Raw genomic sequence first — 16,572 nt, 5'->3', positions numbered from 1 at the left:
TTTTATACTTCTATTTCTACTGCCTTTGTTGTATCATTTCCGAGTATATCAATCACTTTTACAATCACAGTATATTTTCCTGTTTTCTCGTAGGTATTTGTTGCGCTCAATTCAATTTTTGAATTTTGTTTTGTGCGGTAACTCTGCCATTCATTATGAAATGTATCATTGCCGTAATTCCAATCCACAGCCCAATAGTCAATCCATTGACTCCAATGAGTTATGTTTTTCAAGACCTCTTCTGGTATATCGTCAGGCGGGACAACAAAATTATTCAGCGTGAGGGAAATTTTTTTCTTTTCTTTTTTCACCTTCACATCAAGATATGCCAACTCATAAAATTTTACATCTCCCTGTTCAACTGCTTTCTTTTCCAACGCTTCGTTAGGAATTTTTTTGAATTTCAAATCAACTTTATTTTTTGAAGCAAATTCTTTTGCGGTTTCATTCAGTTCAAATGCGAAATCCCATCCGAGAATATCTATTCCGTTATTTTTAATATCTGATTTTTTGCCAACTGATTTCCAAAGTTCCTGAACGATTGCTTTTACATCTCCATTTGAAACAGGGGAGTCCACATTGCCAATGTGAACCATTCTACCTGCCTTTGAGCCGTGCAACCATACATAGCCAGTAATGGATTTTGCGTGATAGAGGTCGAGAATAAAATTGCGATATGCTTTTTCCTGTGCGGTGCGGTTCTCTGTATTTTCAAACTCTGCCTGCACCCATTGTTGCCTTTCATACTTGCCGAGATTCTGTACTACAAAAGGTTTTACATCTTTTATTTCTAAAAATCTTTTTCTTGCTGTGTGAATCGCAAATCTACCTAAGTCGCAAGTAATCCATCTGCGATTTAATTTTTCAGAAACAGTTGCAGTAGTTCCACTTCCACAAAAGCAATCTAAGACTAAATCATTTTGATTACTACTTGCATTAATCGCTCTTTCTAATAGTTCTTCGGGTTTTTGTGTAGGATAATTTACTCTTTCTTTTGCCTGTGAATTTACTTCTGGAATATCAACCCACATATCACCAAGTGCTTCACCTTTTTCTTCATCAAGAAAGCGAATCAATCTTTTATTGCCATTTTTTGTGAGATATATTTTCCCTTGCTTTTCAAATTCAGCAATGGATTCTTCCGAATAATCTCCTAAATCTGAATCACGATATAAACGACCTTTTTTATCAGGTCTAAATTTTTCCTTAATAAAATTAGGGTCATAAGGTTTGTATGCGTTATTCCAAATATATTTTTCAGATTTAGAATAGAAAAGAATAATATCAGAATTTCTTGCATATTGATTACCTGTTGCTTTTGCACCTCTTACTGGTTGCCTTTTCCATCGTAAATCATTTCTGAAATTTTCGTAGCCAAAGACTTCATCTAAAACCGTTTTAGCATAATGAGCCAAACGCCAATCAAGATGAACATAAATACTTCCGTTTTCAGAAAGTAATTCCCTCAACAATAATATTGTTTCGTAAAACCATTGCAAGTAACTGTCAAGACCTCTACCCCAAGTATCTCTGTATGCTTTTTGTTCTATAACGTTTGGCTCTTTTGTAAACGAAATTGTTTCGTCTTGTTCTGTTTCAGGATTATCGGGAATTGTAGCGGTAAAAGAAAAATCAGAACCAACATTAAACGGAGGGTCAATGTAAATGAGGTTTACTTTTCCTGCAAACTCTGGCAACAAAGAAGGGAGAACATATTTTTTGTCGCCCCAAATAAGTCGGTTGCGCCACTCGGTAGTTTTTCCGCTTGCGAAAAAATCAAGTGTCTTTTGCCGTTGCTGTGCGCTCTCGTTTACTGTTTCAATCGTTTGAAATGGAAGGGCAATCCGTACAGGCGCAACTTTTTTATTGTCCTTGTACTTTCCTTCCCAAATAAGTTCAGTCATATTTTTTTGTGTTAGCAGCCACAAAAAAACCTGCGTGGGACATTCTACTAATCCGTATCAGAGGGACTGCTATCCCAGTACACGAAAAAAGCAAAAGCCCACGCATTGCGTGAGCGTTTCACCTTTCTTTCGTGTACTTTGAAAATTAGCAGTTTCCTGATACGAAAATTGGCTTAACGCAAATTCTTTATTTGAACTGTATTATGTTTCTATACTTTAATGGTTTTTATTTTTGTTGAGAGCAAATATATTCTTTTCACGGATAAGTTTTGTAAAGTAAAGTAAGGCGTGTGCTTTCAGGATTATTAAAGCATTATCAAGGAAGTATCAAAGAAGTATCAAGGCGTTTCTACAACCGACATGATAAAGTCAAGGAAAAGATATGGGAATGATTTGAAGAAGATTTGAATTTTTGAAGATTTGATTTGATAAGGATAAGGAGCAGTTAAAGATTTACAGACATTATTAACTGTGTTGCAACTGTTATTTTACGTTATTTAACCAGTCCGCAGCCATGTTGTAGCCATGTTGTAGCCATGTTGTAACGGTGTTGTAGCGTTGTTGTAACGATGCGGAAACCTCTTACTACTCTTACTACTGACTACAAAAAATGTCATATAGTAGTAAGTAGTTAGATGTAGTAAGATAAAATAAATATATCTTACTACATCTCTAAATTATCAGTTTGAATGTGTTGCGTTATTGTAGTAAGTGTAGGTAGTGCTTCTACAATTTTTATATAATAAACGTACTTCGGTTGCCTGTTCGCTTCCCGAAAAGAAATTTTTTTGAAACCGAGATAGGTAAGTGCTTTCCCGATTCCTATTTTATTGCTTTGTTTTAATAAATGCGGATATTGCTGGGCAAGACAACTAAGAATATCGGTTGCCGTTAAATATTTATCGTAGCCCTCTTTTGTTGCAGTGCAAAATGTTTTTGAATCAAATCCACTTCGACTGAAGTTTGCTGATGTTCGGAGTTTGAATTTTCGTTTTCAAATACTTCATCAAGCGTTAATTCGTATTTGAATCCGCTTTTAAAAAGTGTGTACGCCTGCGCCCAGACCAAATCAATATTTATTTCCTGTGAGTAATTAAAATCAATTTTTTCAATCACGAAAGAAAGCCAGCGCACAGAGCCAGTTTCATCATTTAGAAATTCATATTTATTTGTTGAACCGATAAAATTTGCCCTTCGTATACTTACAGTTGGTTTTCGGTCAAATGGTCGCCTGATTTTTATTTTGTCTTTCGTGAAAACACTTTTCAGCGCGGTTTGTTCCGTCTTATGCAGGGAAGCAATTTCATCCAGTACGATGAAAAAATTTTCTGATAGCGCAATTAAACTGTCCTTATCAGTAGAAATATTTTCCGCCATGTAGTTTTTCAATTTTGGCGGACATAACCAGCGTGTAATGGTTGTTTTTCCGCTACTCTGCCCGCCAATTAAGATAAAAGCGTGTTTATTGAAAATACCATGCAGGGCGCAAGCAATACAGCGAACAAGCATTTTTTTGAACTGCCTGTTGAATCTTTCTTGGTCTTTTACTGTGATATAACTGCATAATTTTTTGATGTGGTCGGTAGTATTATCCCATTCAGGCAATTCATCAAAATATTTTTTTATTGGATTATAGGACGAAACAAAATCAGAACGAAGCAAAGCAAGTAAATTGTTTTGCGGGAAATAAATATTGTTTAATTGTAGTTCTCTGAAAAGATTATTTTCATTTAGGGCTTTATACTCTGTTTCATTTTTCGTTTTACATTCTACTTCATTTGATACCTCGTTATATCGAATTTCGTAACGACTACTGATAAACTTTTCTACAAGAAAAAACTTTGATGTTTCGTTTTTAGTTTTTGTTTCGTTTCTTCCTTTTGTTGTTTCTTCTGTCTTTTCTGTTTCTGGTTCTTCTGGTTTTGTTTTCTTCGTTTCTGAAGAAATGTTTATACTGAAACTTTTTGCTATTGCGAAGAAACTTTTTATAGAAACCCCTCGTTTTTCTTGCGTCTTTGCGGTTTTTTCTTCCCGCAAACAGTTATTATATTGTTTTTCGCAATCTAAAAAAGAGTATTTCGTATAAAATTTACTTATGCGGTGAAAAAAGTTTTTTCCTGTTTCTCCAAAGTAAGAAGAAAAAGCAAAGCCAATTTTTAACCAGTTATCATAATCAGGGCTAATATCAATTTTATTTTTTTCTATATGCAAAATAATTTTTTCTACATCTCGGCTAACAGAATCGAATAAAACAGAGTTCGGATTGACGAAAATATTTTTGTCATGGCTTAAAAACATCAAACGGCTTACGTCCTTGCATTTTTCGTCAAGTTTTAGACCATATTTTTCTGCATAAAACTTTTTCAGTAACAAAAAACTTTCAGAATGTTTTTCAGGAGAAACTTTTACAATAACTTTTACACCTGTTCCCGATGGGCTGATAAAGGTTGCGAATGTGAAAACATCATTCCTAAAAATTTCTTTCGTCTTGGCAGGATTTTCTACCGAATCAAAATCAATTTGAATTAATCCGCTATGCTCTGTAATGTTTTCTTTCGCGTGTCCCTTGCTGAAAGTTCCCGAAACAGTAATAGAAGGTAAGTTCCGTTTCAGTTTATCTCTTTCTTCTTTGATTTTACATTCGCGTATCGCAAGTATTTGTTTTTCCAGTTCGCCCGAAGAAACTTTACTCAGGGCTTCGTAAATGGAAATTTGTTTCGGGGCCGAATCCGTTACTGTTTCATAAATGGAAACAAACGGCTTGGCGTTAATCGGGAAATCTTTACCTTTGTCTTGCTGAATTTCCAAAGGAAAATTATTTTCCGTGATTGAAGCCCCGTTGTCGAGATGGGGCTTTTTCATTTATGTAAGCGTTTATATTTTTGTGTGGATTGCATTGCTTCCATTACTTCTTTCCTTTTAAAGAAGATTCTGGAATTGATGCGGTGATACGGCAACTTTCCACTTTTCATCCATGCGGAAATAGTTACAAGCGAAACAGAAAATAATTTTGCTACGTCTTTTCTTCGTAACAAAGAATCATCTTCTTTGGGTTGGTGTGGGATTTTTGAGATAGCGTTTGACACGCTTTCGTTGATGATTCCTTTCAGTTCATCAACTTTCAGGGTAACGATTAATTGGTTTTCCATTTGACAAAGTATTTTTTGAAATTCTTTGCCAAAGGTATGTCTGCTTAACTGCGGGGGTAGGGTTCGGGGTAGCCCCGAACTTTAAGAAAAGAAAAAATGAGTTAAGAATTAGCAATTTTTTCTAATTCTGTTATTCGCTCGTTTATTTTTTTGTAGGTATTATCTGCGCTAATTGTTTTAAAAATTTCGGAAATATTTTTTAGATTTTTTATTTTATGTCTTGCTTGTGCGGAGGTAATTCTACCTTCTTTTATGGTTTTAATATCTTGAAATTTTGATTTTATAGTTTCATAATTTTGGTTCAAAAGAAGTGCAATTAAATCCTGTATATTTTTTTCGGTTTGCTGTGGTTTGCGTTTAACAAATAATCCCTCGTCCTGCAAATAACTGATAAGTAAAATTTGTTCCGTTAAATCTAATTCATCTGCATTTTTATTTTTCTCGTTTTCTGAATTTTCCTTTTTTTCTTTTTGTTTATTATTTTCGATTTCTAAAGCAAGGAAGGGTTTGTATTCCTGTAATAAGGATTCATTTTCGTATTTTAATCTTTCCAACACTCCTGCCATTACATCAATATCATAAGCCCTTTCGTCTGCGGTTGAAGTTTTTAATATTTCGTTTTGATGTTCCTGTGCAAGTTCAATTAGGTTTGCTTTGTTCGTCATTAAATATTCGCATTTTTCATAGTATGTTTTTCTCTTTTTTAATTCCTGAAATCGTTTTTGTTTTTCATCTAAATAGAATTTATGATTCTCTATTGCTTTATTTAAAAGACCAGAAGAAATAATTTCGTCATTAGAAAGAGGATTCATTGTATTTTTTTGTTTTGTTTTTATTAAAGGTTCATATTTAGCAATCTCGCCTGAAATTTCCTTATCAAACCTTTTATACAAATGTTCAATACTTACCATGTTTACATTTTCATTATTGTAATATTTTTTCTTTTTTTCAATTAGGTCGTCATGGTTTTTTATTTTTTCGTTTTCCAAAAACTTTATTTTTTCTTCTGGTGTTTTAAGTTTTTCTAATTCTGTGTAAAGTGTTTTTCTTTTTGTTTCGTAATACTTAGAATTTTCAACTGATGCTTTGCCAAGAAGCATGATTGCTTCCATAAACTCATCAAATTGGTCTGGCTTATCAACTTTTCTAAGCATTTTAAATTTTTTATTTTTGGATTTTCTTTTTTTTAGTTTTTTATTTCTGTTTCTTTTTTTCGTTTCTATGTTTCTTTTTTTGCTTTTTTTTCAATACAATGCTGTTTCTTGTGTTTTTTTATTTTTTTCAAGTTTTCAAGTTTTCAAGTTTTTATTTTTTTTCGTTTTTGTTTTCTTTTGCGTGAAAAAAATATTTTCACCAACAAAGAAGCAAGAAAAAAATCTATGCGCCCATCAGCAATTCAACTTCATTGTTTTTGAAGAACTCAAGTCCTTCCAAATATAAATCTGCAAATCCGTGTCCATATATGCCAACACTTTCCCAATGATTTTGATAAATTTCGGCATATACTCTTGCAATCTGCCATATTAAATATCCTGCGTGTTCAGATATGATTTGTTGTTTGCTTTCATCAAATGTTCTTACAAGCGGATAGATGGTTGCTTTTACGTTTTGGCTAAAGGGATAAGTAAACCATACCACTATCGGTTTTGTGCAATCAATGTATTGCTTATCAAGAAGCGTAACTATATTACCCTTATCAACGCCATTCAGCAATTCAATAAATTTTAAATTCAAACTTGCAAGAGTTTTCAAATGATGAAAAAAATAAATTTGTTTGATTGGTTTCTCTTTGGTGTTTGTTCGCTTTTCAATCTTCCATTCCGTATCATTTGAAATAGTGTCTTTGTAATTGTGGATTTGATAATCAAATGGATTTCCTTTTGTCGGATTCCAGTTTAACAATCCTGATGTTTGTTGTTGTTTCATGCAAAAAAATAAAAAAGTTGTATAGAAAAGTGAAGTTTTCTATTTACATCAAAACTTTTATCTGTGAAAATGCTGTGCAACTTATCTACTCAACTGACTTCAAACTTTTATTGCAATGCCTGTTTGTTTTATTTCATCTTCCATCATGCTATCTTTCTTCTGGCTGTGTGAAGGGAAAGTATGCACATCTAATTCGGGATAATGAATCAGCACCTTGCCGAGCAAGTCAATATTTTTCAGAATGTTATTTGAAAAACTATCCGAAAATAAAGCCAAATCAATATCTGAATCGGAAGTTGCTTTACCCCGCGCCACAGAGCCGAAAAGAATTGCCCTGTCAATTTTAATGGGTAGTTCCTTGCAGGCGTTCAAAAATCTTTTTGAATAGTTTATCGCAGTTGTTTTCGCAGCCATAGTTGAAGTTGTTTAATTGTTTTAATGTATTCGGTTGCTAATTCTTTGTGCGTGATGGCATAAAGTTTTTCAATGTCTTCGGGGTAACGTCCTTCAATCTGATATTTGTTGAGTTTGAGTAAAAACAGTTGGTCATTTTCACCCAGTGAAACATTTGCTTCATTCAGCAACTTTAACAAATTGTGTGTTCTCGGTGGATGGTTTTCAGAATTGTTTTGTACCCATAATGCTTTAGAAAGTTTTTCCAAATAGAGATGTCCGAAAAACAAAGCATGAACATATTTTTTGCCTTTTATCAAGTGGAGCAACACATCCCAGTCCTTGTCTGCGCTTGCTAACCAATGGTCAATATGTTTCTGCTTGCTCAATTAGAGCAAAGGTAAATAAAAAAGGGTAAAGATTAGGATACTGCTTTTAGTTGCGGTCTGTTCCAAATCCTTTTCATTTCAACAAGTTTAACCTTGCTTGTAATTTTAATATACTTTTTGAAAGTAGCGTACTCCTTGTGTCCTGTTATGCTCATCACCGTTTCAGGTCTCATTCCTTTTTCAAGTGAAAGAGTTACAAAAGTTCGTCTTGCTGTGTGCGAAGAAAGAAATTCATGTTTCGGTTTTCTAATCTGAATTTCTTCCACACCACGAAACTTTGTCAAGACAATGGGTTCGTCTATCTCTATCCCTTCCAACTTGCCTATTTCTTTTAAGTGTTCGTTTGTTTTTTGATTTGAAACAACTGGTAAAGAATATTTATGCTTTTTGAGAATTGCTTTTGCGTAGTTACTTAAAGGAATAATTAAACGGTCGGTTGTTTTCTCAGATATAAAATGCAATTCATCCCCTTTAATGTGTTCCTTTTTTACTCGAATAATATCTGAGTATCTTAATCCAGTAAAGCAACCAAAACAAAATACATCCCTTACATTTTCCTGTGCAGTTTTTTTAGAAAGGTCAAAATTGTATAGGCGTAAAAGTTCTTCTTCTGTGAGATAAATAATATCAGCGTCCCTTTCCTGTGCTTTAAATTTTACGAAAGAAAGATTTGCGTTATACCCTCTTTCAGTTGCCCAATGCAAAAATGTTTTTAGTGTTTTTATGTATTTGGCACTTGAATTGTTTAAAAGTTTTAAATCACCTATGAAGTATGCTGTTAATTGTTCGTAAAACCTTGCATCAATTTTTTCAAAGGAGAGTTTAAAATTTTTCTTGGTTTGAAAATCTTTCAAGTGATTTTCTAATGTTTTGTATTTCTGAATGGTGCGATGTGTCTTAGATACTTTGTTTACTTCAATAAATTCACTCAGGAAATCAAAAAAATCCTTTGGCAAATTTCTATCGGGGTTAATTTGTTTATCAAGTTTTCCTTTGAGATATTCGTTTGTTAGATTGTGATTTTCAGTTATTGCAACTCTGTGTATTTTTTGTACCCCTTCTCCTATACGGTCAAATAAATTGTTCATCTCTAAACTGCCTGAAAAAGATTTTTTCACCCTTTGATTGTCAAAGTTCCAATTCTTAGGATGTATCTTTTCGCCTGTGGAATATTTCAGGCGTTCATTGTTGTAACTAAAAAACAGATAAACCAAAGTTTCTGTTTTTGCCTTTTTGTCTTTTAAATAAAAGTTTACTTTTGCCATGATAATATTATTTAGTTATGGTAAAGGTAAAAGAAACTTATATTGGGGGACACTTTGGGGGACACTTTTTAGTTCTTTGCTCTTTATCTTACTTTGTGCTTAATCAACAAATTTCACTCTAAAACCATAGTGTAATACAACAAATGAAGGCAAAAGAAGAAAAGGCAGAAAAGACATTTAAAAGTCCCCTACGGGCTACGAATCCATCACAGAAACACTTGTGAGTTTAATACTTACAGGTGTTTTTTGTTTTTAGTTCGGTATATGGAGAGGATGTAATTCCTGTTCTTGCCCGATGGGGTGCAGAATAATGATTAACGAACATTCTGCGCGATAATTAACTTTGCATCATGGAGGAATATAATAACCTAAGCATGGATGAAAATTCAAAGATTGAATCGTTGTATAAACAATATCTTCAAAACCCTGAATCAGTAGATGATAACTGGCGTATATTTTTTGAAGGCTTTGAATTTGCACAATTAAAACATCCTCCTGATACTTTGTCATCGGGTGGAAAAAATATTCAGGCGGAATTTAAAGTCATTAACCTCATCAACGGATATCGTTCGCGCGGACATTTATTCACCAAAACAAATCCGGTTCGAACACGCAGAAAATATTCTCCCACACTCGAAATAGAAAATTTCGGACTTACACCTAACGACCTTGAAACTGTTTTTCATGCGGGTTCAATGCTCGGCATTGGGGACGCAACGCTGAAAGATATCATAGCTCATCTGGACGCAACCTATTGCGAAAGTGTTGGTGCCGAATATAAATACATCCGCACACCCGAAGTGGTGGATTGGCTGGAGCAGAAAATGGAAAGCACGCGTAATTCAAAAAACTTTTCTGCCGAAGAAAAAAAACGCATTCTGAAAAAGGTGAGCGAGGCGGTAGCTTTCGAGAGTTTTATTCACACAAAATTTGTAGGTCAAAAAAGTTTTTCACTTGAAGGATGCGAAGCACTCATTCCCGCATTGGATGCTGTGATTGATTGCGGTGCTGAAATGGGTATTAAAGAATTTGTTATCGGCATGTCGCATCGCGGAAGATTGAGTGTGCTGGCAAATATTTTAGGCAAATCATACGAAGAAATATTTACAGAGTTTGAAGGATTGGAATACGACAACATCACTTTTGCCGGAGATGTAAAATATCATCTGGGATTTTCCAGCGATGTTCTTACAAATACAGGAAAGAAAGTTCATTTAAGTTTAGCGCCCAATCCATCACATCTGGAAGCTGTTGATCCTGTGGTGCAGGGAATCGTTCGTTCCAAAATGGATAACACAGAGGGCGGGAATGAGAAATGGATTGCGCCTATTCTCATTCATGGCGATGCCGCCATCGCAGCTCAGGGCGTTGTGTATGAAGTTATTCAGATGTCGCAACTTCGCGGATTCAAAACAGGAGGGACCATTCACATTGTAGTGAATAACCAAATTGGTTTTACGACCAATTACATTGATGGACGCTCATCCACCTATTGCACCGATGTGGCAAAAGTAACCTTATCGCCTGTCTTCCACGTGAATAGTGATGATGTGGAAGCGCTGGTGTATACCATTCAACTGGCGATGGAATTCCGACAGAAATTTCATCGCGATGTGTTCATAGATATTTTGGGTTTCCGGAAATATGGGCACAATGAAAACGATGAGCCGCGCTTCACACAACCCTTATTGTACAAAGCCATTGCTGCACACCCGAATCTTTTGGAGATATATTCCAAAAAATTATTGCAACAAGGCGACATTGAAGCTGATCAGGTGAAAGAGATAGAACTGGAGTTTAAAAAACTGCTTCAGAAAAATATGGAAGTTGCCAAATTAGCAAAGGAAATGAGCAGCCCCGATTCGGAAGAATACCCAAAAGGGAAATGGAAAGGATTTCGTGTGGCGGAGAAAAAAGATTTTGAAGCTTCGCCCGAAACAGGAGTGGATAAAAATACGTTGCTTGAAATAGGAGAACGCATTACCGATTTGCCTTCAGAAAAAAAATTCTTTAACAAAACGACCAAATTATTTGCTGACAGAAAAGCAATGATTCAGAAGGGGGAAAATATAAACTGGGCTATGGCTGAACTGCTAGCCTACGGTTCTTTGGTATCCGAAGGATTTCCTGTTTGGTTCAGCGGGCAGGATGTTGAGCGAGGAACATTTTCTCACCGTCATGCTGTGGTTCCTGTGGAAGACAGCGAAGAACAATACAGCCCCTTGAACAATGTAAAAAAAGGGCAAGCGGCTTTTTATATCTGCAACAGCTTGCTTAGCGAATATGCCGTGCTCGGTTTTGAATATGGATATGCATTGTCTTCTCCAAACACACTCGTTATCTGGGAAGCGCAGTTCGGAGATTTTAACAATGGTGCCCAGGTAATCATTGACCAATACATAAGTAATGCAGAAGATAAATGGAAACTGATGAACGGTATTGTTTTGCTGCTTCCGCACGGTTATGAAGGCCAGGGAGCTGAGCACTCAAGCGCAAGGCTGGAAAGATTTTTGCAATTATGCGCTGAAGAAAACATGCAGATAGTAAACTGTACTACTCCCGCTAATTTTTTTCATGTTTTGAGAAGGCAAATGAAAAGAGATTTCAGAAAACCGCTGATTGTATTTACCCCGAAGAGTTTGTTGCGCCACCCGCGTTGCGTTTCCACCATGGAGGATATGGTGAAAGGTAGCTTTAAAGAAATCATTGATGATGTTTCTACCGATGCAAAACAAATATCCCGCGTGATTTTTTGTTCGGGAAAAATTTATTTCGAATTACTTGAACGTAAAGAGAAAGATAAAGCAGATCATATTGCCATTATACGTCTGGAACAATTATATCCCTTTCCGGAAAAACAATTCCAGCAAGTGATTTCAAAATACAAAAATGTTTCAGAATGGGTTTGGACTCAGGAAGAACCTGAGAATATGGGAGCATGGAACTATATACTTCGCACGGTTAAGGGTGTTTCGTTAAAATTAATTTCAAGACATGCAAGTGCAAGCCCTGCTACAGGATCTCATCTTGCACATGAGCGCGAACAATCTGCCTTAATGGAAAGAAGTTTTTCAAAAGAATTTGAGAATTAAATTCCCCCTCTCGCAGCTATAATTTTAATCCTAATAGAATAACCATCACACCTAACTTCCTAAAGCAGGCTGGGACTCAACAATGTTATAGATTCCGAATTTATTGTACCAGTGAAATATTTCCGGTTTTCTTAAATTGTTTGTCTGGAAAAACCGTCACCTCCAACTTGTAAACAAACACTTCTGTTCCCGCCAGGTGGTTATTCAGAATGGCTCGGTTATACGTTCCGTCCCATTCAAAGGTGGGATCTTCGGTCTGGAAAACTTTTTCTCCCCAGCGGTTGTAAATCACAAGTTTTACATCAACAATACATTCGGGAACTTTGCTGTAAATTTTCAACACATCATTTTCTCCATCGCCATTTGGTGAAAAAGCGTTTGGCAAATACGGATCATTACATTCTATCGGTGTAACAAAAATTGTTACAGAGTCAATCGCTGTGCATCCGTTTGCATCCGTAACAATGACTATATAAGTAGTGGTAGCGTTTGGCGAAGCAGATGGGTTTTGACAATTCAGGCATGACAAATCAGTTGGAGGAAACCATTGATAACTTGTTCCGCCATTTCCATTAAGCGTTGTAGATTCAAACTGCATAATGGTGGTGTCTGTTCCTGCACTTGCGGTTGGCGTAGGATTTACGGTTACGGAAATAAAAGCAGTATCTGAGCAGGCACCGTTTGTCGCAACCACAGAATAATTTGTTGAAGCGTTGGGAGAAACGGTAATGGATGTTGTGGTGGCAAACGTATTCCAGACATATGTTAATCCGCCCGATGCAGTAAGCGCTGTATTGTTTCCATTGCAGATAATTGTATTGCCTGTGATGTTTGCAACCGGTGGACCTGCCTGTCCCACCGAAACAGTATCTGATGCAGTGCATCCATACGAATCAGTAATTGTGACGGTGTAAATTGTATAGGGAGTAAGCCCGCTTGCTGTTTGTGTGGTTTGTCCGTTGTTCCATGAATAAGTATAAGCCGGAGTACCTCCTGATGTATTTGAAGTTGCGGTTCCATCATTATTTCCGCAGGTGGCAATTGATTGAGAGGTGTTGGGTGAAATTACTAAGGGTTGAGTGATAGTGAGGGCAAATGTGGTTGTACATCCGCTTGCATCAGTAACGGTAAGAGAATAATTTCCCGCAGAAAAACCCGTAGCAGTTTGAGTAGTTTGCCCGTTGCTCCACAAATAAGAATAACCGGGAGTTCCCCCATTCACAACAGCAAAGGATTGCCCGTTACTCAACCCGTTGCAGGTAACATTGTTTTGAAATGTGATTACAGTAATTGCCGGTGGCTCAATAATAGTAAATGTGTTTGTGTTTGTGCATCCGTTAGCATCTGTTACAGTTGTTGTGTAATTTCCGGCAGTTAATCCTGATGCTGAAGAAGAAGTTCCTCCGCTTGGCGACCAGTTGTAGGTGTAACCAACAGTTCCTCCATTTGCATTCACAGATGCAGTTCCATCATTCGCCCCGTTGCAGGAAATATTTGTGGACGTTACCGAAGCAGTGAGCGCTGCTCCCGGTTGTGTGATGGTTATTGAATTTGTATTTGTGCATCCGTTCACATCCGTTACGGTTATTGTATAATTTCCGGGAGACAGATTTGAAGCTGCAGAAGAATTTCCTCCTGATGGAAACCATGCGTAGGTATAAGCACCTGTTCCTCCTGCTGCGGTTACTGTACTTGTTCCGTTATTAAATCCAAAGCAGGTAACATTTGTTGATGTTACCGAAGCCGTGAGCACTGCGGGTTGAGTAATCGTAAATGTATTTGTGTTTGTGCAGCCGTTCGCATCGGTCACAGTAGCAGTATAATTTCCGGCAATTAATCCTGTAGCAGAAGCAGCACTTCCTCCGCTGGGCGACCAGTTGTACGTATAACTTCCGGTTCCTCCGTTTGCATTAACAAATGCTGTTCCGTCATTCATTCCATTGCAGGTAATATTTGTTGAAGTAACCGAAGACGAAAGTGATGCTGCCGGTTGCGTGATGGATACGCTTTGAGAAGTGGTGCATCCGTTCGCATCCGTAATGAGTACTGAATAATTTCCTGCTGTAAGATTGCTTGCGGTTGCTCCTGATTGTGAATTGCTCCACAAATAAGTGAACGGGGAACCGCCGACTGTAACTGATGCAGTTGCTGAACCATTGTTTCCTCCGAAGCAGAGTACATTTGCCTGTGCAGAAATGTTTGCGACCGGCACAGGATTGACAGTAACCACCATTGCATTTGTACCGTTGAAGCAAGTTCCGTTCGTTACCATCACCATTATGCTGTCTCCATTCAGAAGTGTGGAAGAAGTGAACGTGTTGCCTGCACCGTTCTGAACAGAAACTCCGTTAAGAAAAAAGTTGTACCCCGTATATCCCGGAGGAGTGGCAGTGAACGTAAGAGAACTTCCCGCACAAACAGAAGCAGGGGAGGGGTTCAAAGAAATATTCAGTGCGCTTGGAAGAACAGTGACCGTTAACGAATCTTTCACTCTTCCGCAGCAGGCGGTGGTTACATACAAATAAATCGTGTACGTTCCGGTAGAAAAGAAAATAATATTGTTTGCGCTGGTTGCCGATGCTCCCACTACTGAATCAGGATTTGCGGAAGAAGGGAAATACCATTGGTAATACGTTCCGGTTAAAGAAGTGCTGAAGAGGGTAGGACATCCTGAGGCAATTGTTGTGCTGGCAGTAGAGATGCTCGGAAGAGCCGGTCCGTTCTGAAAAATATTTATGAAGTCGGTAAAGTTTGTTCCTGAGAACGAAATGGTTTTTCTTCCGAGAGAAGAGTAATAAACTGAAATGGGTCCTGCTCCGTTGCCTGTTGCCGGAGATGCGCCTGCTCCGAAATTCCATGTGGCAGAACTTGCCGCAGTGAACACAACTTCTGAATTGGTGCATCCGTGATTCATCACTGTGATGACCGGAGGGTTTCCGGGCACAGAAGTAACGCCAAGATTTGTAACGGGTGTTCCTCCGTTTTCGCTGAGTACTATGCTGAGTCCGGTTGCTCCGGGACCTCCGTCTCCACCTGCACCACCGTTTCCTCCGTTGCCGCCATTTCCTCCTACACCGTTAGAGCAAACTCCAGCAGCACCACCCGCACCGCCAATTCCACCTGCACCACCTGCTCCTCCTGTGCCGAAGCCGCCTGTTCCTCCCGCACCGGGATTAAGAAAACAATCTTGTATAATTCCTCCTGCTCCGTTGTTGCAAAGGAACACCGCAAAACTTCCTCCGCCACCGGTGCCGCCCGTTCCTCCTGTTCCGCCACTGCCACCGCCACCGCCTCCACCTCCAGATCCGCCCCAATCATCCGCTCCGTTTTCCTGTCTTCCTCCTCCTGCACCACCACCGCCTCCACCGCATCCATCCGTTCCGTTTCCTCCGTTTCCTCCTGCACCGCCAGGAACAAAATAACATCCAGCAATACTTCCCGGTGTTCCTACTGTACCTGTTGTTCCAACTGTTCCGTTTCCTCCGGGCTGACCGGGCTGACCGGGTGTTGTGCTACCGCAACTTGGAGGACCAAAAAAACATCCGGCAGAACAGGATGGACCTGTTCCACCTGCACCGCCCGCACCTCCGCATGCTCCTGCACCTGCTGCACCGGCAGATTGGTTATCGTATCCGGTGGTGTTTGCTCCGTTGCCGCCATTGTAAAGTGTGCCGATTCCTCCTGCTCCTCCGGGTATTGGACCGGGCTCTGCCATTCCGGCATTACCGGGAGAACCATTTCCACCGGGAGTTCCGGGAGTTCCGTTGACGCTTGGAAAACCGGGTGCGCCTGAACCGGTTGATACTTCGCAACGGGTGATATTATAATTTGAGCATCCATCGAGATAAATTCCGTAGACAGTGGTTCCGTTTCCGGGAGCGTTGGCAGTGTTGATGGTCAAATCCTGCAAACGAAAACCTGAAACACTTGTTCCTACCAGTGCGAACAACGCATTGGCAGGAGGACCGGCAGGGTTATTCGCATCGCGGTAAATAATACTTGGCGTACCGTTGCTTTTTGCCCATGTTACTGCATTGAACCCGCCTTCGATGGTTACGTTGGAAGGAATAAAAAGCGGAGTTGAAATGGTATAAGTTCCTGTGGCGAGCCAGAGTTGGTTGGCGGTGGCGGTGACGAGAGTTAATCCGTACGTTAAGTCAGCGGGATTGGCTTGCGTGCCTGCTGCTCCGCTTGCTGCGCCATTAACCGTTACATAAATAATATCGCATTGCTGGGCGGAGACCTTACTCCCTAATCTCTCTCCTGAAAGAGAGGGGAGTATGATTGCAGAAAACAAATAAGAAATAAAAAGTAAATGTACTTTCATCGGTACAAAGTTAAATTAATTTATCGTAGATTTTATTATTATTATTTAAAGATTAGGTTTCTATGGAAACGGTTTTCGCGCTTGCCCGTGTGCAGGAGATTTTAGGGGAAGAGAGGGGAATGTTTTG

At 38.4% G+C, this 16,572-nt stretch carries 10 protein-coding genes; 1 reads left to right on the top strand and 9 read right to left on the bottom strand.

Annotated elements, in window-relative coordinates; translation table 11 throughout:
* Positions 1 to 2: 2 nt before the first annotated feature.
* The 8 genes from HY841_01665 to HY841_01630 form a co-directional block, all read right to left on the bottom strand.
* Positions 3 to 1,904 (bottom strand): site-specific DNA-methyltransferase, encoded by a 1,902-nt coding sequence (locus HY841_01665; GenBank protein ID MBI4929440.1) that lies wholly within the window; start codon positions 1,902 to 1,904, stop codon positions 3 to 5.
* Positions 1,905 to 2,795: 891 nt separating this feature from the next.
* Complete coding sequence (locus HY841_01660; GenBank protein MBI4929439.1) at positions 2,796 to 4,766, bottom strand: PriCT-2 domain-containing protein; 1,971 nt, start codon at positions 4,764 to 4,766, stop codon at positions 2,796 to 2,798.
* On the bottom strand, positions 4,763 to 5,053 hold the full coding sequence (locus HY841_01655; protein MBI4929438.1) for a helix-turn-helix domain-containing protein: 291 nt from the start codon (positions 5,051 to 5,053) through the stop codon (positions 4,763 to 4,765). The genes HY841_01660 and HY841_01655 overlap by 4 nt, the downstream gene beginning before the upstream one ends.
* A 101-nt stretch (positions 5,054 to 5,154) precedes the next feature.
* Positions 5,155 to 6,207, bottom strand: a complete 1,053-nt coding sequence (locus tag HY841_01650; GenBank protein ID MBI4929437.1) for a hypothetical protein — start codon at positions 6,205 to 6,207, stop codon at positions 5,155 to 5,157.
* 223 nt (positions 6,208 to 6,430) lie between these two features.
* Positions 6,431 to 6,979 carry a hypothetical protein gene (locus tag HY841_01645; GenBank protein MBI4929436.1) on the bottom strand — a complete coding sequence of 183 codons (549 nt, stop codon included), beginning with the start codon at positions 6,977 to 6,979 and terminating at the stop codon, positions 6,431 to 6,433.
* Positions 6,980 to 7,078: 99 nt separating this feature from the next.
* Positions 7,079 to 7,393 carry a nucleotidyltransferase domain-containing protein gene (locus HY841_01640; GenBank protein ID MBI4929435.1) on the bottom strand — a complete coding sequence of 105 codons (315 nt, stop codon included), beginning with the start codon at positions 7,391 to 7,393 and terminating at the stop codon, positions 7,079 to 7,081.
* On the bottom strand, positions 7,369 to 7,761 hold the full coding sequence (locus tag HY841_01635) for a HEPN domain-containing protein (protein MBI4929434.1): 393 nt from the start codon (positions 7,759 to 7,761) through the stop codon (positions 7,369 to 7,371). Before HY841_01635 ends, HY841_01640 begins: the two co-directional genes overlap by 25 nt.
* A 32-nt stretch (positions 7,762 to 7,793) precedes the next feature.
* On the bottom strand, positions 7,794 to 9,026 hold the full coding sequence (locus HY841_01630) for a site-specific integrase (protein ID MBI4929433.1): 1,233 nt from the start codon (positions 9,024 to 9,026) through the stop codon (positions 7,794 to 7,796).
* Positions 9,027 to 9,376: 350 nt separating this feature from the next.
* Here HY841_01630 and HY841_01625 point away from each other — a divergent pair, with 350 nt between their 5' ends.
* On the top strand, positions 9,377 to 12,118 hold the full coding sequence (locus HY841_01625) for a 2-oxoglutarate dehydrogenase E1 component (GenBank protein MBI4929432.1): 2,742 nt from the start codon (positions 9,377 to 9,379) through the stop codon (positions 12,116 to 12,118).
* Between the two features lie 100 nt (positions 12,119 to 12,218).
* Here the strand turns inward: HY841_01625 and HY841_01620 are convergent, their stop codons facing one another.
* On the bottom strand, positions 12,219 to 16,445 hold the full coding sequence (locus tag HY841_01620; GenBank protein MBI4929431.1) for a gliding motility-associated C-terminal domain-containing protein: 4,227 nt from the start codon (positions 16,443 to 16,445) through the stop codon (positions 12,219 to 12,221).
* Between the last annotated feature and the right edge of the window lie 127 nt (positions 16,446 to 16,572).

It is taken from the genome of Bacteroidota bacterium (assembly GCA_016213405.1).
Taxonomy (GTDB): Bacteria; Bacteroidota; Bacteroidia; order Palsa-948; family Palsa-948; genus Palsa-948.
The sequence above is the reverse complement of the archived record's forward strand: the minus strand, read 5'-3'. Positions and strand labels throughout refer to the sequence as shown.